This is a genomic window from Methylobacterium sp. GXS13 (assembly GCF_001455965.1).
GTDB lineage: Bacteria > Pseudomonadota > Alphaproteobacteria > Rhizobiales > Beijerinckiaceae > Methylobacterium.
Window position 1 is genome coordinate 1 of sequence record NZ_LKKO01000013.1, and the last position, 22000, is coordinate 22000.

The 22000-nt window shown below is 71.2% G+C and carries 24 protein-coding genes, 1 pseudogene and 1 riboswitch; of the genes and pseudogenes, 14 read left to right on the forward strand and 11 right to left on the reverse strand.

Going from position 1 to position 22000, the window contains the following annotated elements:
- From AO398_RS03980 to crcB, 5 genes are all read left to right on the forward strand, one after another.
- Positions 1-750, forward strand: a 750-nt coding sequence (locus AO398_RS03980) for a VWA domain-containing protein (protein WP_058190740.1), incomplete at its 5' end; no start/stop codon positions are given.
- On the forward strand, positions 750-1670 hold the full coding sequence (locus tag AO398_RS03985; protein WP_058190741.1) for a tetratricopeptide repeat protein: 921 nt from the start codon (positions 750-752) through the stop codon (positions 1668-1670). The genes AO398_RS03980 and AO398_RS03985, both read left to right, overlap by 1 nt.
- Positions 1671-1885: 215 nt before the next feature.
- Positions 1886-3136, forward strand: coding sequence for a BatD family protein (locus tag AO398_RS03990; protein ID WP_058190742.1), 1251 nt, complete (start codon positions 1886-1888; stop codon positions 3134-3136).
- 159 nt (positions 3137-3295) lie between these two features.
- On the forward strand, positions 3296-3805 hold the full coding sequence (locus AO398_RS03995; RefSeq protein ID WP_058190743.1) for a hypothetical protein: 510 nt from the start codon (positions 3296-3298) through the stop codon (positions 3803-3805).
- A gap of 48 nt (positions 3806-3853) precedes the next feature.
- Positions 3854-3926, forward strand: a riboswitch (Fluoride riboswitch).
- A gap of 64 nt (positions 3927-3990) precedes the next feature.
- The gene (gene crcB / locus AO398_RS04000) at positions 3991-4368 is read left to right on the forward strand and encodes a fluoride efflux transporter CrcB (RefSeq protein WP_058190744.1); all 378 of its coding nucleotides are present in this window, start codon (positions 3991-3993) and stop codon (positions 4366-4368) included.
- A 121-nt stretch (positions 4369-4489) separates the two neighbouring features.
- Here the strand turns inward: crcB and AO398_RS04005 are convergent, their stop codons facing one another.
- Positions 4490-5320, reverse strand: a complete 831-nt coding sequence (locus AO398_RS04005) for a pyruvate, water dikinase regulatory protein (protein ID WP_058190745.1) — start codon at positions 5318-5320, stop codon at positions 4490-4492.
- 484 nt (positions 5321-5804) lie between these two features.
- Here AO398_RS04005 and AO398_RS04010 point away from each other — a divergent pair, with 484 nt between their 5' ends.
- The 3 genes from AO398_RS04010 (at position 5805) to AO398_RS04020 (ending at position 7810) form a co-directional block, all read left to right on the forward strand.
- Positions 5805-6932, forward strand: a complete 1128-nt coding sequence (locus AO398_RS04010; RefSeq protein WP_058190839.1) for a uroporphyrinogen decarboxylase — start codon at positions 5805-5807, stop codon at positions 6930-6932.
- A 3-nt stretch (positions 6933-6935) separates the two neighbouring features.
- Positions 6936-7367, forward strand: a complete 432-nt coding sequence (hemJ, locus tag AO398_RS04015; RefSeq protein WP_058190746.1) for a protoporphyrinogen oxidase HemJ — start codon at positions 6936-6938, stop codon at positions 7365-7367.
- Between the two features lie 89 nt (positions 7368-7456).
- Positions 7457-7810: a lysozyme inhibitor LprI family protein gene (locus AO398_RS04020; protein WP_058190747.1), complete on the forward strand. Its 354-nt coding sequence runs from the start codon at positions 7457-7459 to the stop codon at positions 7808-7810.
- 150 nt (positions 7811-7960) lie between these two features.
- Here the strand turns inward: AO398_RS04020 and AO398_RS04025 are convergent, their stop codons facing one another.
- The 8 genes from AO398_RS04025 to AO398_RS04060 all read right to left on the reverse strand — a co-directional run bounded on the left by AO398_RS04025 (position 7961) and on the right by AO398_RS04060 (position 15252).
- The gene (locus tag AO398_RS04025; RefSeq protein WP_058190748.1) at positions 7961-8368 is read right to left on the reverse strand and encodes a transcriptional regulator; all 408 of its coding nucleotides are present in this window, start codon (positions 8366-8368) and stop codon (positions 7961-7963) included.
- Positions 8369-8372: 4 nt separating this feature from the next.
- A complete protein-coding gene (locus AO398_RS04030) occupies positions 8373-8660 on the reverse strand; it encodes a type II toxin-antitoxin system HigB family toxin (RefSeq protein WP_058190749.1) in 288 nt (95 codons plus the stop codon).
- Between the two features lie 78 nt (positions 8661-8738).
- Entirely contained in the window at positions 8739-9452 is a 714-nt protein-coding gene (locus AO398_RS04035) for an amino acid racemase (RefSeq protein ID WP_058190840.1), read from the reverse strand.
- 146 nt (positions 9453-9598) lie between these two features.
- A complete protein-coding gene (locus tag AO398_RS04040; protein ID WP_058190750.1) occupies positions 9599-10459 on the reverse strand; it encodes a LysR family transcriptional regulator in 861 nt (286 codons plus the stop codon).
- 10 nt (positions 10460-10469) lie between these two features.
- On the reverse strand, positions 10470-11462 hold the full coding sequence (gene hisG / locus AO398_RS04045; protein WP_058190751.1) for an ATP phosphoribosyltransferase: 993 nt from the start codon (positions 11460-11462) through the stop codon (positions 10470-10472).
- Positions 11459-12601, reverse strand: coding sequence for an ATP phosphoribosyltransferase regulatory subunit (locus AO398_RS04050; RefSeq protein WP_058190752.1), 1143 nt, complete (start codon positions 12599-12601; stop codon positions 11459-11461). The genes hisG and AO398_RS04050 overlap by 4 nt, the downstream gene beginning before the upstream one ends.
- Positions 12602-12772: 171 nt before the next feature.
- Positions 12773-14323, reverse strand: coding sequence for a histidine--tRNA ligase (hisS, locus tag AO398_RS04055; protein ID WP_058190753.1), 1551 nt, complete (start codon positions 14321-14323; stop codon positions 12773-12775).
- Positions 14324-14748: 425 nt separating this feature from the next.
- Positions 14749-15252, reverse strand: coding sequence for a DUF3429 domain-containing protein (locus AO398_RS04060; RefSeq protein WP_058190754.1), 504 nt, complete (start codon positions 15250-15252; stop codon positions 14749-14751).
- A 581-nt stretch (positions 15253-15833) separates the two neighbouring features.
- On the opposite strand from AO398_RS04060, the gene rho reads away from it, so the two are divergent.
- From rho to AO398_RS04090, 6 genes are all read left to right on the forward strand, one after another.
- Positions 15834-17201, forward strand: a complete 1368-nt coding sequence (gene rho, locus AO398_RS04065) for a transcription termination factor Rho (protein ID WP_243959235.1) — start codon at positions 15834-15836, stop codon at positions 17199-17201.
- Between the two features lie 238 nt (positions 17202-17439).
- Positions 17440-18051 carry a nucleoside triphosphate pyrophosphatase gene (locus tag AO398_RS04070; RefSeq protein WP_058190755.1) on the forward strand — a complete coding sequence of 204 codons (612 nt, stop codon included), beginning with the start codon at positions 17440-17442 and terminating at the stop codon, positions 18049-18051.
- Positions 18052-18061: 10 nt separating this feature from the next.
- Positions 18062-19084: a cation diffusion facilitator family transporter gene (locus AO398_RS04075; protein ID WP_058190756.1), complete on the forward strand. Its 1023-nt coding sequence runs from the start codon at positions 18062-18064 to the stop codon at positions 19082-19084.
- On the forward strand, positions 19081-19932 hold the full coding sequence (locus AO398_RS04080) for a shikimate dehydrogenase (protein WP_058190842.1): 852 nt from the start codon (positions 19081-19083) through the stop codon (positions 19930-19932). The genes AO398_RS04075 and AO398_RS04080 overlap by 4 nt, the downstream gene beginning before the upstream one ends.
- Positions 19929-20570: a dephospho-CoA kinase gene (gene coaE, locus AO398_RS04085; RefSeq protein ID WP_058190757.1), complete on the forward strand. Its 642-nt coding sequence runs from the start codon at positions 19929-19931 to the stop codon at positions 20568-20570. The genes AO398_RS04080 and coaE overlap by 4 nt, the downstream gene beginning before the upstream one ends.
- Positions 20571-20678: 108 nt before the next feature.
- Complete coding sequence (locus AO398_RS04090; protein WP_201025708.1) at positions 20679-20861, forward strand: hypothetical protein; 183 nt, start codon at positions 20679-20681, stop codon at positions 20859-20861.
- Between the two features lie 5 nt (positions 20862-20866).
- Here the strand turns inward: AO398_RS04090 and AO398_RS04095 are convergent, their stop codons facing one another.
- Positions 20867-21739, reverse strand: a complete 873-nt coding sequence (locus AO398_RS04095; protein WP_058190758.1) for an alpha/beta hydrolase — start codon at positions 21737-21739, stop codon at positions 20867-20869.
- A pseudogene (locus tag AO398_RS28075) lies at positions 21718-21918 on the reverse strand (hypothetical protein); the annotation flags it as partial. The gene AO398_RS04095 and the pseudogene AO398_RS28075, both read right to left, overlap by 22 nt.
- Between the last annotated feature and the right edge of the window lie 82 nt (positions 21919-22000).

The following is a 22000-nucleotide window of genomic DNA, read 5'->3' on the forward strand; positions in this document are numbered from 1 at the left end:
CGGCAGGCGAACCGGGCCGCCGCCCAGGCCGCGGGGGCGATCGCCCTGGCGCTGACCGGGCCTGCGGTGGAACGCCAGGACACCGCGACCTTCCGCAACCTCGACGAGACCGTGATCGTCTTGGACCTGTCCCGCTCGGTCACCGAGGGCGGCAACTTCCAGGGCGTCCGTCAGGCCGCCGCTGCGATCGCCGACGCCGCGGGCACCCGGGCCGTGTCCCTGGTCGTCTATGCCGGCGACGCCTACCTCGCCGCCTCGCCGACCACCGACCGGGACAGCTTCGGCACGACCCTGTTCGCCCTCGACGCCGACACCGTGCCGGATCGCGGCAGCCATCCCGAACGCGGGCTGGCGCTGGCCCGCCGGACGCTGGCGGAGGCCGACGTGGTCGCGGCCGACGTGGTGCTGATCACCGACGGCGACGGCATCGGCGCGGCGGCCAACCGGGAGGCCCGGGCGCTCGCCGACCGCGGCTGGCGCCTCCAGGCCCTGTTCGTCCCCGCCGACAAGCCGCTGCCGCCCGGCGCGCCGAAGCCCGACCGGGCCGCCCTCGACGCCCTGGTACGGGCCGGCGGCGGAAAAGTCGCCGACATCGCCGAGCCCGGCCCGGTGCTCGACGCGGTCGGGGCCGGCACCGCCCAGCATCTCGCGGCCGGCGGCTACGGCGTGCTGGCCTACGCGGATCTCGGGCGCTGGCTGCTGCTGCTCGCAGCCCTGCCGGCGCTCGCCCTGTTCCGCAGGAGCGCGTGATGGAGCGGTTTTTTCCGAAAACCGGCCTCGCCTTTCCGATCCGCGCCGGCCTGCCCCCCGGCTGGCGGCGGTTCGCCCGGATGGCCGGGCTGGCGCTCGCCGGCCTCGGCCTCGTGGCCCTGTTGGCCGTCTCGCAGCCCCGCACCGGGCTCGGGCGCCTGCTGATGGCGCTGGGCCTGCCCGGGCTCGCCGCCGACCTGATCGTCGATCCGGCCTGGCGCGCCGCCGCCCTGTACGAGGCCGGCCGCTACGACGCGGCGATCGCGCTGTTCCGCACCGGCGGGCGGCGGGCGAGCTACAATCTCGGCAACGCGCTGGCCCGCGCGGGCGATCTCGACGGCGCGCTCGCCGCCTACGACGAGGCCCTGCGCTTCGACCCGCGCGACGCCGACGCGCAGGCCAACCGCTCGCTGGTCGCCCGGATGCAGGCCGAGGTGATCGACCGCGGCCCCGGCGGCGGCATCGCCAACGGCACCGCGCAATACGGCGCCCGCTACAACAACACCGCCAACCAGGACCCGAACAACGACATCAACGCCGCCTCGAGCGGCGAGGGCCTAGCCGGCAACAAGGAATCCAACGCCAGCGCCTCGCTGCCCGGCAACAGCAAGGTCGCCCGCCGGGGCAAGGCCGAGCAGCAATCGATCGATGCCGGCAAGGGCCAGGCCCGGGGCTCGGCCGGCGACGCGGCCGGGCGGGGGCGCACCGGGGGCGGTTCGGCCATGGTCGCGGAGGCGCCGGAGCGCGAGGTCCGCCGGGTGACCAAGAGCTTCGAGGCCCACGAGATCCGCCCCGACCGGCTCTGGCTCCAGACCCTGCCGGACGATCCGGGCCGCTTCCTCAAGCTGCGCCTGCGCGCCGAGCAGACCCGCCGGGTCGAGGCCGGCACCGCCATCCCGGCCGGGAGCAACCCGTGGTAGTTTTTTTTGGGATTTGGGCCTTTGGCTCCGCAGGCACGGCGGGTGTTCTCCCTCCCCCCTCTGCGGGGGAGGGTGGCCCTCGCGTCAGCGAGGGTCGGGAGAGGGGAACGCCACTTCTAAAAAGGTCTCTTCGGGAGCCGAAGCCCGTAGCGTTGCGCTGCCCCTCTCCCCCCCTGCTGCGCCGGCCGCCCGCCCCCGCAGAGGGGGGAGGGCGGGTGCGCGCATGGTCTCTGGCCGTCATCCTCCTCCTCGCCCCGCTCCCGGCCCGGGCCGAGGTCGAGCCCGGCGACCTGACCCTCACGGTCACCGCGGAGTTCAACGGCAACAGCGCGCCCTTCGCCCGCGAGATGGTGCTGCTGAAGATCCGGGGGGTCTACAAGCAGCCGATCCTGCTGGAGGAGGTCGTCCAGCCCTCGCTCGCCAACTTCTCTTGGACCCAGCTCGGCCGCGACCACTGGAGCAAGACCAAGCTGCCCGACGGGCAGAGCGCCATCGCGTTCGAGCGCACCGTGGCGGTGTTCCCGCACCATGCGGGCGACTTCGTCATCGAGCCCTTCACCCACAAGCTCACGGTCAACGATGTCGGCGAGCGGCGGATGGTCGAGGTGCGCTCGAAGCCGATCCCGTTCCCGGTAGCGGCCTGGAAAGAGGCGACGGGCGGCCCGGACGTGAAGGAGCCCTGGTGGCTGCCGGCCCGGGACGTGGCGGTGACCGATTCCTGGAGCCCCGACCCCGAGACCGTGAAGCTCGGTGAGACCACGCGGCGGATCGTGACCCTTGAGGTCCAGGGCATGGTCGCCGAGGGCCTGCCGCCCCGGCCGGTGATGCGCACCCGCGGCATCCTCACCTTCGCCGGCCCGGTCACCCGCGAGACCCTGCTGACGCCCTCCGGCCCCGTGGCGCGGGCGACCTACCAGTGGGACGTGAAGCCCGGCGTGCCCGAGGTCATCCCCCTCGACGCCATCGCGATCCCGTGGTTCGACACCAACAGCCGCACCATGCGGGAGGCCGAGATCCCGGCCCGCCAGATCGGCGGCGGCCTGCCCGACCGGGAGGGCGACCGGGCGCCCCCGCCCGTCCCTTCGCCGCTGGTGGCCGCTGCCGCGGCGCTCGCCGCCTTCGGCCTCGGCCTGGCCCTGATCGGTTACGGCACGGGCCGCCCGCGCCTGCGCCTCTCCGCCGCCACCCGCCGGGCCCTGAACCGGGCCGCCCGCACGGGCGATCCGGGCGGGTTCCGCGCCGCCCTGGAGGCCGCCCGCCGGGAGACACCGGAGCTTGCCCGGACCTGGCAGGCGCGGCCCGATCTGGCCGCGCCGCTCGCGGCCCTCGACCGGGCGGTGTTCGGAAAAGCGGGCACCCCCGCCCCGGACCTGCCGGCGCTCGCCCGCGCCCTGTCGCGGCCCGAAATCCTGCCGACCGCCTCCGAACCGGACCGGTTGGCGCCCCTCGACGGGCCGGCGGCCTGAAACCTTTGCACAGGACTTGGGCACGGACTATTCCTGGGCAACAGCCCAAGTTCTGATCAGGCATCAATATTTTGCACGGTCTTGCGTCACCTGATGTCGCTTCGTAGCCTTCGTTGCCTCAACACTGAAGACTTGCAACGAACATCAGGGAGAAGCGCCATGGCCCGCGCCAACGACGTCAAGGACCGGTTCCGCGCCCGGCTGCAGGATGCCGATGCCCGCAGCACCGATTTCCGCCGGAAGCTGCTGGCGGAGGGCACCCGCGCCCTCGAGCCGGTGGTCGATGTCCTGAGCCTGATGGCCGAGGTGCTGAACGAGGCGGACAACGTCCACGGCAGCATCACCGGCCTCGAGGCCCAGATCGACCAGGACAACTTCATCAGCCTCTGCGCCAAGCTGCGCGGGACCGAGACCGAGCAGAAGATCAAGATCAAGTACGGTCCCGAGCTCGGCGGCAGCAACACCATCTCGGTCTCGGGCCTGAACCAGCGCTACAACGAGCGCCTGGTCCCGGGCGCGGCCGGGGCCGCCCTCGGCCGGAGCGTCGGCAGCGACATCCATCTGGACGAGAACCGCGGCACCGAGCTCGCCGAGGTGGTCCGCGAGGTGGTCGAGGATTTCTACGCCGCCCAGATCGAGCAGCGCAGCCACTTCGCCGCCGTGCAGTAGCGCAGGGGTGGATCCGGATTTCCCTCGGGCCCATCCTGCGCTAGATCTGGCCGGGATGGGGATGGAGCTCCCCGATAACCGCCCGGCATCGCCATGCTGGGCTGATGGCTCCTACCGAACGGGCGCTCCGGTCGTCCGCGGTGGGGCATGTGCCGACGCCGCCCGACCGAACAGGAAGGGCAGGCATGGTCAACACCCTCATCGTCATCCTCGGGGCCGGGCTCGGCGGCGGGGTCCGTCACGGCATCAACGTCGCGGTGGCCCGGTTGCTGCCGGGCTTCGGGTTTCCCCTCGCGACCCTGGTGATCAACGTGCTCGGCTCGTTCCTGATGGGCGTGCTGGCCGAGGGCTTCGCCCTGCGCGGCGCGGCCGGCCATCCGGCGCGGCTGTTCCTGACCACCGGGATCCTGGGCGGCTTCACCACCTTCTCGACCTTCTCGCTCGACGCGATCAGCCTGTACGAGCGCGGCGAGCCGGCCCTCGCCGCCCTCTACGTGGGCGTCTCCGTGGCGGGCGGCCTGCTCGGCCTCCTCGCCGGCATGGCCCTGATCCGCGCGCTCTGAAAAAAGATGGTTTCAAAAGGTCTCCGACCTTTTGCGGGTGCAGGGCAGAGCCCTGCAAAGCTCAGGGGCTCCGCCCCTGAACCACGCCAAAGGGCTTGCCCTTTGGGATCCCAGACCTTCCTCAGTCCGCGATGAACTTCAGACGGTGGTCGCGGTAGAGGTCGACGATCGCCGCGGCGGTCTCCTCGATCGAGCGGCGGGTCACGTCGATGGTCGGCCAGCGGTTCTTGGTGAACAGCCGGCGCGACATGGTGATCTCGTCGGCCACCGCCGAGCGGTCGACATACATCGAGGATTCGTCGGCGTTGAGGCTCGACAGCCGGTTCTGCCGGATCTGCACGATCCGCTCCGGCGAGGCGAACAGGCCGACCACCAGGGGTTTCCGGGCCCGCTCGATCGCCGGCGGCAGCGGCATGCCCGGCACCAGAGGCAGGTTCGTGGTCTTGAGCCCGCGATTGGCCAGGTAGATCGAGGTCGGCGTCTTCGAGGTCCGGCTGACCCCGAGCAGGATCACGTCGGCATCCTCCAGGTCCTCGGGCAGGTTGCCGTCGTCATGCGCCAGCGTGAAGTTCATCGCGTCGATGCGCTTGAAATACTCCGCGTTCAGCATGTGCTGGGCGCCCGGCCGGGCCGTGGTCTCGGCGCCGAGATAGGCGCGCAGCAGGTCGTGGACCGGCCGCAGCACCGACAGGCAGGGCGAGCCTGTCTCCCGGGCGACCTCTTCAAGCCGCTCGCCGAGGTCGCCGCCCACCAGGGTGTACAGCACGAGGCCCGGGGCCGCCCGGATCTCCGAGATCACCCGGTCGAGCTGCGCCGCCGAGCGCACCAGCGGATAGACGTGCTCGATCGCCGAGACGCCCTCGTACTGCGCGGCCGCCGCCCGGCCGACATTGATCAGCGTCTCGCCGGTGGAGTCTGAGACGAGGTGGAGGTGGAAGTAGCTGCGGCCCATCCGGTCGCCTTCGTCTCGCCGGGCGCGTTATCCACAACCGGCCGCCAGGGGAGTCGATGAGTGTGGATAGGATGCGGCTTCGGGCAGGTCCAGGGCGCAGGGGCTGCGCTTTATCGACTCCGCCGTTCACAGGTCCGCCAGATGGGCACGCGGAATCCGGGCGCCTGGGAGAATCCGGGACGCAACAGGGGCGCGTACCGGACTCGGCGTTCGCAAGCCGCTGTTGGACCTGGCCGTTCTCGCAACATGGAGCGAATCCTTTAAAGCCTCGTTAACGGCGCGGCGGCGGGGACGGCCTGTGGACCCGCTTGCACCACCGTGTTGAGCCCCCCCAATAGAAAAAACAGAGTCCTAGAATCTCTCTTTTCTTTTCGAGAGGGGCCTGTGTGGGGATCCGGCGCGCCTCGACTCGACAGGAGGCGCGCCGACGGGCATGCGGGATGACGAAGACGGGATGGGAGCGACGATGACGGGGACGGAGCGCATGTCCGAAGGCAAGTCCGAGCGGACGGTGCTGCGCGTCCTCGAGGGCGAGGCGATCGGACCGCCCCCCGCCTGGATGATGCGCCAGGCCGGCCGCTACCTCCCGGAATACCGGGCGAGCCGGGCCGAGGCCGGCTCCTTCCTCGACCTCTGCTACAGCCCGGACTTCGCCGTCGAGGTGACCCTCCAGCCGATCCGCCGCTTCGGCTTCGACGCGGCGATCCTGTTCTCGGACATCCTAGTCGTCCCCCATGCGCTGGGCCAGGACGTGCGCTTCGTCGAGGGCGAGGGGCCCCGCCTCGATCCGCTCGACGGCCGCGACGCCTTCGGGCGGCTGCGCGAGGCCGGCGATCCGGCCATCTTCACGCATCTGGCCCCGGTCTTCGAGACGGTGAAGCGGCTGCGGTCCGAATTGCCAAACGCGACCACCCTGCTGGGCTTCTGCGGCGCGCCCTGGACGGCGACGAGCTACATGATCGGCGGCCGCGGCACCCCGGACCTCGCCCCCGCCCGGGCGCTCGCCGAGGGCGACACGGCCCTGGTCGACAGCCTGATCGACCGCCTCGTCACGGTGCAGACCGCGTATCTCGTCCGCCAGCTCGAGGCCGGCGCCGACGCGGTGCAGATCTTCGAATCCCATGCCGGCACCCTGCCGCGGGCCGTGCCGGCCTCCGGGGATATCGTCGAGCCCGTGGGCGACGTGACCGAGAGCGCCCTGCCGGACGATGCGGCGATGGACGCCCTGACCCGCTGGTCGCTCCGCCCGATCGCCCGGATGATCGCGGGCGTCCGCGAAAAGGTGCCGGGCGCAAAAATCATCGTGTTCGCCCGCGGCTCGGGCCTCGACGGCCATGGCCGGGTGGTGCCGGAGACCGGGGCCGATGCCGTCGGCGTCGACTGGGCGGTGGACCTGAAGGCCCTGCGCGCGCAGGTGCCGGCCTCGATGGTGACCCAGGGCAACCTGCATCCCGACACGCTGATCGAAGGCGGCGACGCCCTCGACGCCGCGGTCGACACCGTGCTGGAGGCGACCGCGGGCCTGCCGCACATCTTCAACCTCGGCCACGGCATCACCCCGCAGACGCCGGTCGCCCATGTCGAGCGCATGCTCGCGCGGCTGCGCAGGTAGGCCGTGCTCTACGATTGGCTCAAGGCCGGGCACGTCATCAGCCTGATCGCCTGGATGGCGGGCATGCTCTACCTGCCCAGATTGTTCGTCTACCACGCCAGCCTGCCCCCGGGCTCGGAGGCGCAATCGGCGACCTTCAAGGTGATGGAGCGCCGCCTGCTCAAGGCGATCATGAACCCCGCCCTGATCGCCACCTGGGCGTTCGGGCTGACGCTCGCCTGGATGAGCGGCTTCTACGCGAGCCCCTGGCTCCAGGCGAAGGTCGTGCTGGTGCTGGCCATGTCGGGCATCCACGGCTGGCTCGCCCGGATGGTCAAGGATTTCGCCGCCGACCGGAACACCCGCGGGCACAAGTTCTACCGGGTGCTCAACGAGGTGCCGACGCTCCTGATGATCGGCATCGTCATCCTGGCGATCGTCAAGCCGGGCCTCTGATCCGGGGATCCTGTGATCCGGTTCCGATACCAATTCCCTGGGCCGACGGCATCCCCGGAGCCTTTCGCCGGCCGGGCCGTTGGGGGGCCATGACCAAGCTGTTCGCCCTCGTCCCGCCGCTGGTTCTCCTGACGCTGTCGGCCGCCGACCCCGCCCGGGCCGCGAGCTTCGCCTGCGACAAGGCCGGGACCCCCGACGAGACGGCGATCTGCGCCCATCTCCCCCTCAACGACATGGATGTCGAGATGGCGACCCGCTTCGCCATCCTGAAGGACGTCCTGCCGATGGGCGGCCAGACCAAGCTGCGCGACGACCAGGAGACCTGGCTCAAGGAGCGCCACGCCTGCGGCGCCGACCTCGCCTGCCTGCGCGGCCTCTACGAGACCCGGCTCAAGGTGCTGCGCGGGGTGCTGGCGGAATTCGCCAAGCAGGGGCCGCAGTGATGGAAGGTCAGGCGACCGGTCTCTTCCGCCGATCGCCTCACCGTCATTGCGAGCGCAGCGAAGCAACCCAGGGATACGCCACGAACTGAGAGCGCGCGCTGCCCTCGGTTGCTGCGCCCCGCTCGCAAAGACGGCTTCCCAGGAAACGCATCACAATCCGAGAAACACCGCGGCCGGAAAGGAGAACCGCTCGCTCAGCGCTTTGGCCTGACGGACATTGATCTGCCGTTTCCCGCTCAGGATCTCTGAGAGGACGGATTGGGTGCCCACCTCCGGCAGGTCACCCTGGCCGAGACCACGCTCGGTCATGATGGCGCGGAGCGCCGCCGCACCCGTGACCTGCGGCATGGGTCGATGGGCCTCGTCATAGGCTTCGACCAAGTCGCCGATCCGGGACGCCAGGAGCGCCAGAGGATGATCCTCATCCTCGCCGACGAGGGCCAGGATCTGATCTATCGCCTGAACCAGCCGGTCGTAATCCTTCTGGTCGGTCGGCATGGTGAGCAACGGCGCGACATGAGGCCAATGCTCGACGGCTTCCTTGATGAGGGGACGCATCGTCCTACGCCTTCCATCTGCCGGTGTCGTATTCGCCGTGATCCATGATGGCTTGGATATAAACTTTCTTGAACTTGTATTGCACCACGGCGATGAGCCGTATCTTGTTGCCGCCGATGTCGAACACGTGAAAGTGGCCGACCTTGTCGGTTGCCGGAAACAGCGCTTTCATGCCGGCGAAATCGCTCGGCTCGGACACCTTCATCAACCGGTACCAGGCGTCGAGCGCGTTCGCGGCTTGCGGCCACCGCTTCTTTGCCGCCCAGATCCGGGCCCGGGTGATGATGTGCATGAGGCAGCATCGCGCGAGGCGCCACCGCGATCGTAGAGACATGCCGCACGTATCGCAATGCGCGATATCAACCGCCCATCACGCCACGAGCGGCAGTGCCGCCGCATCGGCCCGCCAGCCGGCGACGCAGGCCCGCGCCAGGGACGCGGTCGCATCCACCATCACGCCCGCGAGACCGTCGTCGAGGCCGGACAGCGCCACCGGGATCTCCGTGCAGGCCATCACCACCCGGCGGCAGCCGGCGGCCGCCAGGGCCCGGGCCTGGGCTTCGAGGATCACGGCGGCCTCCGCGATCCGGCCGGCCTTCACCTGGTCGATCGCCGCGACCACCGCATCCTGTCCCTCCGGACCGGGGCTCAGGCAGGTGAAGCCGTGCCGGGCCAGCCGCTCCGGGTAGAGGCCGGCCCGCAGGGTCCCGTTGGTGGCCAGGAGGCCGACCGGGCCACCGGTCAGACCGCTTCGGGCGAGGTCGTCGGCCACGGCGTCGACGATGTGCAGGATCGGCAGCGCCGTGCCGGCCTGGAGCGCCGCGTGCCAGTGATGGGCGGTGTTGCAGGGGATCGCGATCCGGGTGGCGCCCGCCGCCTCCAGGCGGGCCAGGGCCGCGCGCATCGCCGGCAGCGGGTCCGGGCCCCGGCCCAGGATGGCGGCGGCCCGGTCGGGGATGTCGGAGGCCGAGCAGATCAGGGTCGGGATGTGGTCCTGGTCGCGCCGGGCCGGCGTCGCCCGCACCAGCTTGGCCAAAAAGTCCGCCGTCGCCAGCGGACCCATCCCCCCGAGAACACCCAGCATCATCGCCTCCGAACGTTGCGGAGACCGTCATGCGGAGCGGAGGCAGGTGGGTCCAATGCCGTGTCGGCACGAGTCATGCCGGTCCGGCATCGTCGGGGCGCCGCCCCGCCCCCCCGCCAAAGGGCTGGCCCTTTGGGAACCCGGTTTCAGCGGCCCTCGGACGCCAGGGCGCCGGCGGCCTGCCAGACCGCGTCGAGGGCGGGGTGGCGGCGGCCGGCATTGCGGTAGAGGCGGATCTCCAGGGCGGCCCCGGGCCCGGACGCCACGAGGCTACCCTCGGCGAGTTCGCGGGTGATCAGGCTCTCGGGCAGCCAGGCGAGGCCATGGCCCGCCAGCGCCATGAACTTCAGGGCCTCCGCCATGGCGTTCTCGTTGACATGGGCCGCCTTCATCGGCTCGGCGGTCAGCGCCACCACCCGGCCCAGGAAGGAATCCGCCGGGTAGCCGAGGCCGGGCAGGTCGGAGGTTTCCGGGCCCGGCCGGTGCACCGGCACGAGGCTGTCCCGGCCGATGACGCGGTGCGGGAACGCCGCGGGATCGAGGGGGATCGGCACGCCGGGATGGTGGTAGGTCAGCAGCAGGTCGTGGCTGCCCTCGGCCAGCGCCTGCACGCAGGCGTGGAAATCCCCCGGCAGCAGCCGGCTGCCGAGCGGCCCGGTCCGGACCTCGATGGCCCGGTACCAGTTCGGGAAGACGGTCAGCGCCAGGGTGTGGAGCGCGGCCACCGACACGGCCCGGGCGGGCGGCCGGGTCCGGGCCCGCAGCGCGTCGCGACCCTCGGACAGGAGCCGGACGGTCTCCTGCGCGGTCTCGCGGAACAGCTGGCCCTCGGGCGTCAGGGCGGTCGGGTAGGTGCTGCGGTCGATCAGCGGGACGCCGAGCCAGCCCTCGAGGGCCCGGATCCGCCGCCCGAAGGCCGGCTGGGTGACGTGGCGCTCCACCGCCGAGCGGGAGAAGCTGCCGGTGCGCGCGAGGCTCAGGAAGTCCTCGAGCCATTTCAGCTCCATGGCCGGGCGCTTAGAGCCGGGCCAGCAGCCGCTCCGCCAGCGGGTTCTCGGCCGCGAAGGCGTAGTCGACCCGCAGGGCCGTCACGGCCCGGGCCCCGGCCTCCACCAGGGCGCCGGCGAGCTCGAACACGGCCGCCTCGGGGCAGCGCATCACGATCTCGCCGTCGGTCCCCCGCGGGGCGCCGTAGGGCAATTCGGCCTCGTGCAGGCCCGCGAGCGTGGCGAGGTCGATGGCGCCGCTCTCCGGCAGGGCGGCGCGGACCTCCCGGGTGGTGCGGGCGCGCTCCTCGGCGGCGATCCGGCCGAGCACGGTGCGCAAGGCCGCCCGCTGGCCCTCGCCCCAGGGGGCCTTCAGCGAGGCGACCAGGTTGGCCTCGGAGCGCAGGATGATGCCGTCGTCCAGCACCTTGAGGGCGTTGGCGCTGAGCGTCGCCCCCGTGGTGGTGATGTCGACCACGATCTCGGCCGAGCCCGCCGCCGGTGCGCCCTCGGTGGCGCCCAGGCTCTCGACGATCCGGTAATCGGCGACGCCCGTCTCGGCGAAGAACCGGCGGGTCAGGTTCACGTACTTGGTCGCCACCCGCAGGCGGCGGCCGTGGCGGGTGCGCATCAGCGCCGCGACCTCGTCGAGGTCGGCCATCGCCCGCACGTCGATCCAGGCCTGGGGCACCGCCACCACCACGGTGGCGTTGCCGAAGCCGAGCGGGGTCAAGAGCTCCACCTGGCCGCGCACGTCCGGCAGGGTCTCGCGGATCAGGTCCTCGCCCGTGATGCCGAGATGGGCGGCCCCGGAGGCGAGCTGCGCGGCGATCTCCGAGGCCGAGAGGTAGCGCACCTCGACCCCCGGCACGCCGACGAGCTTGCCGCGATAGTCGCGCGCGCCCGCGCCCTGGGCGAGCCGCAGGCCGGCCCGGCCGAAGAACGCGCTGGCATTCTCCTGGAGGCGGCCCTTGGACGGGACGGCGAGGATCAGCGGCATGGCGCCCGAATCCGAGGAGGTCATCGACCGGCTCCCGCCACGCGCTCGACCCAGAAGGTGCAGCCCACCGCGGGCAGGGGCGTCGGGCTGCCGAGATGCCCGAGCAGGCCGTCGTAGCGGCCGCCGCCGACCAGCATCGGGCCGTCGCCCTCGTTCACCTCGAAGATGAAGCCGGTGTAGTAATCGAGGTTGCGGGCGAAGCCGCCCTGGAAGCGGAAGCGGTCGATCGGCAGGCCGCGCGCCGCGATGAAGCCGGTGCGCTCCTCGAACAGGTCGAGGGCGGCCGACAAGGCGTCGTGGCGCAGGCCCGCCTCGGCCACCAGCCCCCGCAGGTCGCGGGCCGCGGCGTCCGGATGGCCGGCGATCGCCCGGTAGCGGTCGAGCACGGCGCGGTTCTCGGCGTTGAGCCCGGCCCCGCCATTGGCCTGCGCGGCCGCCTTGCCGAGGAAGCGCTCGGCGATCTCGCCGGCGCTGCGGCCGCCCACCGCCGAGATGCCGGCGATGGCCAGCACATCCTCCACGAAGGCGCGCACGCCCTGCGGGTCCTGGCCCTGGATCGCCGCCAGCAGGCCCGCATGCGGATCCTCGGGCCGGGCATCCGCGCCGCCATTGGTGACCGCGTCGAGGGAGCGCCCGGCCGCGAGCGCCCGCAGGGTCCGGCGCTTGGCCGCGGGCGGCACCGCCAGCCCGTCCAGCAGCGCCACGGTCAGGCCCATATCGCCGAGCCGCACCGCCGGGTCGGTCCGGCCGAACAGGGCGAGGCCCTCCAGCGCCAGCCCCAGCACCTCGGCATCGGCGGCCGGCGTGTCGGTGCGCCCGATCGATTCGATGCCGGCCTGGAAGAACTCGTCGGGCTCGTCGGCGGCGAGCCGGAAGACCGGGCCGCAATAGCTGTAATCGGCCGCCTGCCCGTCGGCCTGGGCCCGGTGCAGGCGGCAGACCGGAATTGTGAATTCCGGCCGCAGGCACAGCTCGGCCCCGGACGCGTCCTGGGTGACGAAGATCCGCCGGCGGATATCCTCGCCGGACAGTTCCAGGAACGGCTCCACCGGCTGCAGCACCGGGGGCAGCACCGGCCGGTAGCCGGCCGCGCTCAGATGCGCGAGCAGCCGCGCCCGCGCCGCGTCCCCCGCTCCCGTCTCACCGGCCTCCGGTCGTGTCATCGCATGTCCCTCGCGGGCGCTCTCTAGCAATCGCGGCGGCGCTTGGCGACACGCGAACATCATGAGATCCCAAAGGGCTCAGCCCTTTGGCGGGGTATCGGGGCAGAGCCCCGATGGACCAGGGCTCTGCCCTGGACCCGCAAAAGGTCGAAGACCTTTTGAAACCGGGATTCAGCCCGCGGTGGCCGGGAAGTGGCGGGCCAGGACGGCGCGGACCTGGGCGACCATGTCGGCCTCCGGGCAGGAGAACTGGGCGGGGCGGGCGGCCTTCCACTCGGCGTTGCTGCCGATGGATTCGGCGGCGCGGGCGCCCTCGATCAGGTCCTTGATCTGGATCTCGCCGGCCAGGCGCTCGTTCGAACCCTGGATGATCGCCACCGGGGCGCGGCGGCGGTCGGCGTATTTCATCTGCGCCTTCATGCCGGCGGCGCCGAGATAGAGCTCGGCCCGGATCCCGTCCGCCCGCAGCAGGGCGACCAGCCGCTGGTAATCGGCCATGTTCTCGCGGTCGAGGACCAGCACCACCACCGGGCCGGGGGTCTCGGTGCCGGCGAGCAGCGGGCTCTTCACCAGTTGGAGCGCCGAGAACAGCCGCGAGACGCCGATCGAGAAGCCGGTGGCCGGCACCGGCTCGGCCCGAGGCCGCCCGACCAGGCCGTCGTAGCGCCCGCCGCCGGCCACGGAGCCGAAGCGCACGGTCTGGCCGTCCTCGTTGGTGACCGGGAAGGTCAGCTCGGCCTCGTAGACCGGACCGGTATAGTATTCGAGCCCGCGCACCACGCTGGGATCGGCCCGGATCACGTCGTGGCCGTAGCCGGCCGCCGCGCAGAGCCGCATGATCGCGTGCAATTCGGCGATGCCCTCGCGGCCGGTCTCGGAGGAGCCCACCGCCTCGTGCCAGCCGGCGAAGAACTGTTCCCAGAACGCCATCCGGTCGGCGCCGTCCCCGGCATCGGCCTGGAACGACACGTAGGCCAGGATCCGGGAGACCGCGGTGGCATCGAGGCCGGCGCCCTTGGTGAAGTCGCCGCTCTCGTCCTTGCGGCCGGGGCCGAGCAGGTCGCGCACGCCGTCGACGCCCAGGCGGTCGAGCTTGTCGATCGCCCGCAGGACGGTCAGCCGCTGGCCGGCCTTGTCGGGGCCGGCGAGACCGATCGCCTCCATGACTCCGTCGAGCACCTTGCGGTTGTTGACCTTGACCACGTATTGGCCGCCGAGCCCGAGCCGGTCCAGCGTATCGGCCATCAGCATGCAGGTCTCGGCATCGGCCGCGACGCTGCCGGCGCCGACGATGTCGGCGTCGAACTGCATGAACTGCCGGAACCGGCCCGGCCCCGGCTTCTCGTTGCGGAACACGTAGCCGGCCCGGTAGCTGCGATAGGGCTTGGGCAGGGAATCATAATTCTCGGCCACGAACCGGGCCAGCGGCGCGGTCAGGTCGTAGCGCAAGGAGAGCCAGGCCTCGTCGTCGTCCTGGAACGAGAACACGCCGGCGTTCGGACGGTCGAGGTCGGGCAGGAACTTGCCGAGCGCCTCGGTATATTCGACGAACGGTGTCTCCAGGGCCTCGAAGCCGTAGAGCTCGAAGCTCTTGCGGATCGTCTCCAGCATCCGACCCTGCGCGGCGATCTCGTCGGCGCGGCGGTCGACGAAGCCGCGGGGCAGGCGGGGTTTCAGGGTTTCGGCCCGGCTTTCGGCCTTCGCGGTTTCCGGCTTGGACATGTGAGCGCGTTCGCTTCTCGCGGACCCGGAGCCCGGATCCGGTGTGAGTCGTCCCCGGCACGGCGGGGATCCTGGGGCCGGGCTCTAGAGCATGACGACCGAAAGGGGAATTCGGTTTCCGGTGGGCTTACTTGGGTGTCCATCCTGCGCCGTCATCGCGAGCGCAGCGAAGCGACCCAGGGAAACGCCACGTTCGGGGGCCTCGCGCTACGCTGGGTTGCTTCGCTGCGCTCGCAATGACGGTGATATGCTGGCAACCTCACGGAAATCCCAAGACCAATCCTCATCCTGAGGTGCGGCGAAGCCGCCTCGAAGGAGCCCTCCAGCGGCCGCTGTGACCCCTGGAGCCCTCCTTCGAAGCCTCCACTTCGCTGCGTCGCCTCAGGATGAGGGGGCGGGCGGGAGGTCGGGTTTGGGAAAATCTATCAGTAGGGCGCCGTCAGCTTGAGCCAGAGCAGGACCGCGAGGCTCACCACGGCGATGGGCATCTGCAGGGGGCGCAGGCGGGCATGGGCCAGCGGCACCTCGCCGGCGCGGGCCGCGATCGGATCGAGGATGCCGATGGCCGCGTAGCCGAGGATCAGCATGGCGAGTGCCGGCACCGCCTTGCCCATCACCGCCGAGAACAGGCTGAACAGGCCGAGCGCGTACAGGATCAGCATCGTGACGATCTGGGCGAGCCGCGGGCCGCCCTCGGTGCGGAAGCTGACGCCCCGGTGGACGCCGGCCAGGAACAGCAGGATCGAGGCGGCGTAGAGCAGGGTGAACAGGGCGATGAGATAATCGAGGGGCTGGCCGTTCAGCCACCAGGCCGCGGCAGCGCCGACGGCGATCGGCATCATCGGGCCGAAGCCGAACACGAGGTCGAGCCACGGGATCCGGCGCGGCTCGTGTGCGGTGATGGTGCGTCCGGTGGCGTCGTCGCGCATGTCGGTGGGGCCGGGCTCTCGGGTGGACGGTTTGCTGCGCTGCGGCGCCGGGACGGGGAACGGTCCCGCGGGACCCCGGTTCCGCGCCGAGGGCTTTAGCCCCGCGAAAGCGAAACCGCGAGATCCGGCGTGTGCGGGGGGGATTCAATTGATCGTGGCGGCTGGGTTAGCCCATCGGATCCGGGTCTCTCCGCACGCGGGGATGAGGGGATCTCGCGCTTTATTCTCGCATGCGTGAGGACTTGTAGCCCACCGCGGCGTGTGTCCGGGACATGCGTCCCTGCCCTCATCCGGCGACGATGCGGGCCCGTCGTCACCGATCCCGCGGCCTCCCGGGCCCCCCCGATCCATGAGCCCCTTGAGTGCGGTGGAGAAACGCGTTATTTCTCACGTGCCCTCTTCACAAGGTCAGCGCCGCAGCGCGCCCGTGAGCCACGAGGGTCCTGCCGAAAACGGTCCAGCCAAGACGATCTTTCGGGCCCCTCGCTGTTCCAGCGCGGCCCGCTCTCCGGCACCCGTCCCCCGGGTTGCTTGGCGCAGAACCGGCCCTCCCACCTTCTCCGTCGGTTGCAAGACACCCCATGACGCCACATCCCGACGCCTTCGCCGATCCCCTGGCCGATCCCGAGACCGCGGATCCGGCCGACGCCCCGGCGACCGGTACCATCGCCGTCCTCGAGGGCGTGCGCGAGGTCAAGCTGTTCGACCTCAAGGCCAAGACGCCGACCGACCTGATCGCTTTCGCGGAGGAGGTCGAGGTCGAGAACGCCTCGACCATGCGCAAGCAGGAGCTGATGTTCGCGATCCTGAAGCAGCTCGCTGCCAAGGAGGTCGAGATCATCGGCGCCGGCACCGTCGAGGTGCTGCAGGACGGCTTCGGCTTCCTGCGCTCGAACGACTCGAACTACCTGCCCGGCCCGGACGACATCTACATCTCGCCGACCCAGATCCGGCGCTTCGGCCTGCGCACCGGCGACACCGTCGAGGGCCCGATCCGCGGCCCCAAGGACGGCGAGCGCTACTTCGCGCTGCTCAAGGTCAACACGATCAATTTCGAGAACCCCGAGAAGATCAAGCACAAGGTCCATTTCGACAACCTGACGCCGCTGTTCCCGACCCAGCGCTTCAAGCTCGAACTGGACAATCCGCCCAAGAAGGATTTCAGCCCGCGGATCATCGACATCGTCGCCCCGATCGGCAAGGGCCAGCGCGCCCTGATCGTGGCGCCGCCGCGCACCGGCAAGACCGTGCTGATGCAGAACATCGCGCAGTCGATCACCATCAACCACCCGGAATGCTACCTCATCGTGCTGCTCATCGACGAGCGCCCCGAGGAGGTCACCGACATGATCCGCTCGGTGAAGGGCGAGGTCATCGCCTCGACCTTCGACGAGCCGGCCACCCGCCACGTGCAGGTCGCCGAGATGGTCATCGAGAAGGCCAAGCGCCTGGTGGAGCACGGCCGCGACGTCGTCATCCTCCTCGACTCGATCACGCGCCTCGGCCGTGCCTACAACACCGTGGTGCCGTCCTCCGGCAAGGTGCTGACCGGTGGTGTCGACGCCAACGCCCTGCAGCGGCCCAAGCGCTTCTTCGGTGCCGCCCGCAACATCGAGGAGGGCGGCTCGCTCTCGATCATCGCCACCGCGCTCATCGACACCGGCTCGCGCATGGACGAGGTGATCTTCGAGGAGTTCAAGGGCACCGGCAACTCGGAGATCATCCTGGACCGCAAGGTCTCGGACAAGCGCATCTTCCCGGCGATCGACATCACCCGCTCCGGCACCCGCAAGGAGGAGCTGCTGGTCCCGCCGGACGCCCTCAAGAAGACCTACGTGCTGCGCCGCATCCTCAACCCGATGGGCGTCACCGACGCGATCGAGTTCCTGATGGACAAGCTGCGCCAGACCAAGAGCAACGGCGACTTCTTCGACTCGATGAACACCTGATCGGGGCGATCTCAGGGGCTCCGCCCCCGAACCCCGCCAAAGGGCTCGGCCCTTTGGAAACCAGAGACTGCGTTGACCTTCTCCTAACCCGTGCCTGCCATGGTCGGCCTTGGGAGCCAGGTTGCGTATCGGCTCCGCGACAGCCCCGCCGACCGGTTCATCCCGGCGGCGGGGCTCGTCGCAGCCAAGTCCCTGTACGGCGTCTTGCCTCCCGCGCCCGATCCGTGACACTGGCGCGATGCCCCGCTCGCCCTGGCTCCGTCCAGATCCGCTCCTCCTCGCCTCCACCAGCCCGACCCGGCGCCTCCTGCTGGAGAGCGCGGCGCTTCCGGTGGAGACCGCCTCCCCCGACATCGACGAGCGCGCCCTGGAGGCCTCGAGCCAGGGGCTGTCGCCGCCCGCGCTCGCCCTGCGCCTCGACCAGGCCAAGGCCGACGCGGTGGCATCCCGCCATCCGGGACGGGTCGTGATCGGCGCCGATCAGGTGCTGGAGCTCGACGGCACGATCTTCCACAAGCCCCGGGATCCGGACGAGGCGCGGGCCCAGCTCGCCCGCCTCGCCGGCCGCACCCACGCCCTGCATGCCGCGGTGGCGCTCGCCGGGACCCTGAACGACGGCTTCGTGGAAACCGCCCGGCTGACGATCCGCCCCCTCGATACCCGGGCGATCGCCGCCTATGTGGACTGTGCCGGCGCGGACAAGGTGTGCGCCAGCGTCGGCGGCTACCAGCTGGAAGGGCCGGGCATCCACCTGTTCGAATCGGTCGCCGGCGACCATTCGACCGTGCTCGGCCTGCCGCTGCTGCCGCTGCTCGCCCGCCTGCGTGCAGCCGGCTATCTGGATTTCTAGGGAGCATCGCGTGGCCGGGCACGATCATTCGCATGGAGGCGCTGCCTGCGAAGGCGCTTCGCAGACTGGCCCCGGCAATTCTTCGACGGCTGGCCGATCCGGGGGGCATGCCCATGGCGGTCACGCGCATGGAGGCCATGGCGGCCACGTCCACGCGCCGAAGAATTTCGGGCCGGCCTTCGCGATCGGCATCGTGCTCAACACCGGTTTCGTGGTGGTCGAGGCCGCCTACGGCTACCTCAGCAACTCGATGTCGCTGGTGGCCGATGCCGGCCACAACCTCTCCGACGTGCTGGGCCTCGCCGCCGCCTGGATCGCCGCCATCCTGGTGCGCCGCCAAGCCAGCGCCCGCTTCACCTACGGCTATCGCGGCTCCTCGATCCTGGCGGCGCTGTTCAACGCCGTCTTCCTGCTGATCGCCATGGGCGCAGTGATCTGGGAGACCCTGGTCCGGCTCGTCCACCCGGAGCCGGTGGTCGGCACCATCGTGATGGTGGTCGCCGCCATCGGCATCCTGGTCAACGGCGTCACCGCCTGGCTGTTCGCCAGCGGGGCCAAGGGCGACATCAACATCCGCGGCGCCTTCCTGCACATGATGGCCGATGCCGCGGTCTCGGCCGGGGTCGTGGTCGCCGGCCTGGTGATCCAGCTCACCGGTCTCGCCTGGCTGGACCCCGCGGTCAGCCTCGCCATCGCGGGGCTGGTGGTCTGGGCGACCTGGGGGCTGCTGCGCGACAGCGTGGCGATGTCCCTCGACGCGGTGCCGCCGGAGATCTCCCCGGAGGCGGTGACCGGCTTCCTGCGCGACCGGCCCGGGGTGATCGATCTCCACGACCTGCACATCTGGCCGATGAGCACCACCAGCGTCGCCCTCACGGTCCATCTGGTGATCGCCGAGGACCACCCGGGCAACGGCTTCCTGGCGGAGACCGCCGAAGGCCTGCGCACCCGCTTCGGCATCGGCCACGCCACCCTGCAGATCGAGGCGGCCGGCGGCCCGGCCTGCCGGCTCGCCGAGGCGTGCGCCGCGTGAGCGCGGCCTCGATCCCCCGGGCCTTCGTGGTCGGCCACCCGATCGCGCATTCGCGCTCGCCGCTCATTCACGGCTATTGGCTTAGCCAGCACGGCATCCCGGGCTCCTACGAGCGCCTGGACGTCGCCCCGGCGGCGTTTCCCGACTTCCTCCGGGCGCTGCCGAATTCCGGCTTCCGGGGCGGCAACGTCACGATCCCCCACAAGGAGGCGGCCTTCGCGCTGGCCGACACCCTGACGCCACGGGCGAGAAAGATCGGGGCGGTGAACACCCTGGTGGTCGAGCCCGACGGCCGGATCCGCGGCGACAACACCGATGCGCCGGGCTTCTGTGCCCATCTCGACCACAGCCTCGGCGCCGGTTGGCCCGAGCGGGCCGGCGGCACCGCATTGGTGCTGGGGGCCGGCGGGGGGGCGCGGGCGATCGTGGTCGGGCTGGCCGAAAACGGCCTGCGCCGGATCCTGATCGCCAACCGGACCCGCGCCCGGGCCGAGACCCTGGCGGCCCTGGCACCGGGGATCGCTGCGGCGCTTGCCTGGGACGACCTGCCTGAGGCGCTCGCAGGGGCGGGGCTGTTGGTCAACACCACCGCGCTCGGCATGAAGGGCCAGCCGCCCCTCGCTATCGATCTCACTCCGCTGCCGGCCTCTGCCGCGGTGGCCGACATCGTCTACGCCCCCCTGGAGACGGACCTGCTCGCGGCGGCGCGCCGCCGGGGACTCGCGGCGGTGGACGGTCTCGGAATGCTGCTACACCAGGCGGTGCCGGGTTTTGAGGCCTGGTTCGGCCTGCGCCCCGCCGTCACCCCGGGCCTGCGGGACCGGATCGTGGCGGATCTCGCCGGATGACCAAGGGGCCTCCCGTCAGCCGCCCCGTCATTCTCGGCCTGACTGGCTCGATCGGCATGGGCAAGTCGGCCACCGCCAAGATGTTTTCAGCGCTCGGCGTCCCGGTCCACGATGCCGACGCGGCCGTCCACGCCCTCTACGGGCCAGGGGGCGAGGCCGCCGCGGCGATCGGAAAGGCCTTTCCCGGCGTGCTCGACCCGCAGGGCGGCGTCGACCGCGCCCGCCTGCGCGCGGCGGTGCTCGGCGATTCCGGCCGGATGGCGGCGCTCGAAGCCATTGTCCATCCGCTGGTCCGGGCGGCCAGCACGGCGTTCCTGGCCCGGCACGCGGACGCGCCCCTGGTCGTCCTCGACATCCCGCTCCTCTACGAGACCGGGGGCGAAAGCCGCTGCGACGCAGTCGCCGTGGTCAGCGCCCCGCCGGACGTCCAGCGCGCACGGGTGCTGGCGCGCCCTGGCATGACCGAGGCGGCCTTCGCGTCGATCCTGGCCAAGCAGATGCCGGATGCCGAGAAGCGGGCCCGGGCGGATTTCGTGATCGATACCAGCCGGGGCTTTCCCGCCGCCGAGGCCGAGGTGGCGCGGATCGTGGCCGCGCTGGCGGAGCGTCGTGCGCCGGAACACCCCGCCGCCGGGTGACGCGGCCGCGGGACGGCATATCTCCCGGTCACCGATCCGGCTGCGGGATGGACGACGACGATGCGGTGTCTCGAAGGGATCGGCCGGACCTCGGCGAACCTCGCGATCATGGCCAAGGTCTTGATCGCGCTGCTGATCCTGCCGCTGCTCGCGGCCGTGCCGGCCGAGGCGCAAGTTGCCGGCGCCTGCCCGCCCCCGAAGAAGCTCGCGGCCGGCGCCTGCGTCACCGCCTGCCCGGGCGGGTACGAGGATCGCGGGCGCGACTGCGTCTACCGCAACCAATCCCGCTGACGCTTTCAGACCCACCCGATCCGCCCGAAGAACCCCGCGATCTCGGCTGCAGCCCGGTCGGGATCCTCCCGGTGTGGGAAGTGGCCGACGCCCGGGAACAGCGCGAGGTCGAGATTCGAAAACGTCTCGCCCAGGCGGTCGGTCCAGGCATAGGGGAAGATCGGGTCGTGCTCGGCCCAGCGCACGCAGGTCGGCACGGCGATCGGCGGCAGGGGCGGGACCTCGCCCTTCAGCATCGCGATCCGGCCGGCATGGGCTGCCCGGTAATGCGCGAAACCGCCCGCGAGGTTTCCCGGCTTCCAGAAGGTGTCCGCGAAGGCGTCCATCACGGGATCGAACGCGTCCTTGCGGTGCGACCAGTGCCGCAGGAAGTGGCCGATATAGGCGGCGCAGCTCTCCCGGCTGGCGCCCACCAGCGTCAGCGCCAGGTCCATCTGGTTGAAGGACTGGTACCAGATCTCGCTGAGCCGGTCGGGCGCCCCGAGGCGGGGACCGATCCCGGGATAGACGAAGTCGAACAGAAACAGGCCGGCGCAAAGCTCCGGATGGGCGCGCGCCAGTGCCTGGATCACCGCGCCGCCGATATCGTGGCCGACGATGCCGGCGTGTTCGATGCCGAGCGCATCAAGCAGCGCCGCCATGTCGGCGGCCTGGTCGGCCGCCCCGAACGGACCGGCGGGCTTGTCGCTGTCGCCGAAGCCGCGCAGATCCGGGGCAATCAGGGTGTGGCGGGCGGCGAGCCGTTCCATCACCGGCTCCCAGGTCAGCCAGAATTCCGGCCAGCCGTGGAGCAGCAGCAGCGGCGTACCCGTGCCGCAGCGCGCGACATGCAGGTCCGCGCCGTTCACGCGGATCGTCAGGTGCTCGAGGCCGTCCATTTCCCCTCCATCTCGGCCCGCCGGGCTAGCATCTTCGCCTGCAGCCGGCTGCGGCGGGCGGCGATCACCGTGCCGTTGATCTCGCCGCCAAACAAGCACACGGCGCCGCGCCGACAGAGGAACACCAGGAACACTATCGCGATGGCCAGACCCCCGGCGTTTGACGCGAGCGAGGGGCTGGCACCGGCCGCGTGAGGCCGGGCTGGCGCTGAGCGCACTCGGAGGCGCGCAGGTCCGTCTCTTCGCCTGGAGGCATAAGCC

What these genes read in the sequence shown, in the direction of transcription:
- AO398_RS03985 (WP_058190741.1), top strand. Translation starts at nt 750, where the DNA reads ATGGAGCGGTTTTTTCCGAAAACCGGCCTCGCCTTTCCGATCCGCGCC.
- AO398_RS03995 (WP_058190743.1), top strand. Translation starts at nt 3,296, where the DNA reads ATGGCCCGCGCCAACGACGTCAAGGACCGGTTCCGCGCCCGGCTGCAG.
- crcB (WP_058190744.1), top strand. Translation starts at nt 3,991, where the DNA reads ATGGTCAACACCCTCATCGTCATCCTCGGGGCCGGGCTCGGCGGCGGG.
- AO398_RS04005 (WP_058190745.1), bottom strand. Translation starts at nt 5,320, where the DNA reads ATGGGCCGCAGCTACTTCCACCTCCACCTCGTCTCAGACTCCACCGGC.
- AO398_RS04010 (WP_058190839.1), top strand. Translation starts at nt 5,805, where the DNA reads ATGTCCGAAGGCAAGTCCGAGCGGACGGTGCTGCGCGTCCTCGAGGGC.
- AO398_RS04020 (WP_058190747.1), top strand. Translation starts at nt 7,457, where the DNA reads ATGACCAAGCTGTTCGCCCTCGTCCCGCCGCTGGTTCTCCTGACGCTG.
- AO398_RS04025 (WP_058190748.1), bottom strand. Translation starts at nt 8,368, where the DNA reads ATGCGTCCCCTCATCAAGGAAGCCGTCGAGCATTGGCCTCATGTCGCG.
- AO398_RS04030 (WP_058190749.1), bottom strand. Translation starts at nt 8,660, where the DNA reads ATGCACATCATCACCCGGGCCCGGATCTGGGCGGCAAAGAAGCGGTGG.
- AO398_RS04035 (WP_058190840.1), bottom strand. Translation starts at nt 9,452, where the DNA reads ATGCTGGGTGTTCTCGGGGGGATGGGTCCGCTGGCGACGGCGGACTTT.
- AO398_RS04040 (WP_058190750.1), bottom strand. Translation starts at nt 10,459, where the DNA reads ATGGAGCTGAAATGGCTCGAGGACTTCCTGAGCCTCGCGCGCACCGGC.
- hisG (WP_058190751.1), bottom strand. Translation starts at nt 11,462, where the DNA reads ATGACCTCCTCGGATTCGGGCGCCATGCCGCTGATCCTCGCCGTCCCG.
- AO398_RS04050 (WP_058190752.1), bottom strand. Translation starts at nt 12,601, where the DNA reads ATGACACGACCGGAGGCCGGTGAGACGGGAGCGGGGGACGCGGCGCGG.
- hisS (WP_058190753.1), bottom strand. Translation starts at nt 14,323, where the DNA reads ATGTCCAAGCCGGAAACCGCGAAGGCCGAAAGCCGGGCCGAAACCCTG.
- AO398_RS04060 (WP_058190754.1), bottom strand. Translation starts at nt 15,252, where the DNA reads ATGCGCGACGACGCCACCGGACGCACCATCACCGCACACGAGCCGCGC.
- rho (WP_243959235.1), top strand. Translation starts at nt 15,834, where the DNA reads ATGACGCCACATCCCGACGCCTTCGCCGATCCCCTGGCCGATCCCGAG.
- AO398_RS04070 (WP_058190755.1), top strand. Translation starts at nt 17,440, where the DNA reads ATGCCCCGCTCGCCCTGGCTCCGTCCAGATCCGCTCCTCCTCGCCTCC.
- coaE (WP_058190757.1), top strand. Translation starts at nt 19,929, where the DNA reads ATGACCAAGGGGCCTCCCGTCAGCCGCCCCGTCATTCTCGGCCTGACT.
- AO398_RS04090 (WP_201025708.1), top strand. Translation starts at nt 20,679, where the DNA reads ATGGCCAAGGTCTTGATCGCGCTGCTGATCCTGCCGCTGCTCGCGGCC.
- AO398_RS04095 (WP_058190758.1), bottom strand. Translation starts at nt 21,739, where the DNA reads ATGGACGGCCTCGAGCACCTGACGATCCGCGTGAACGGCGCGGACCTG.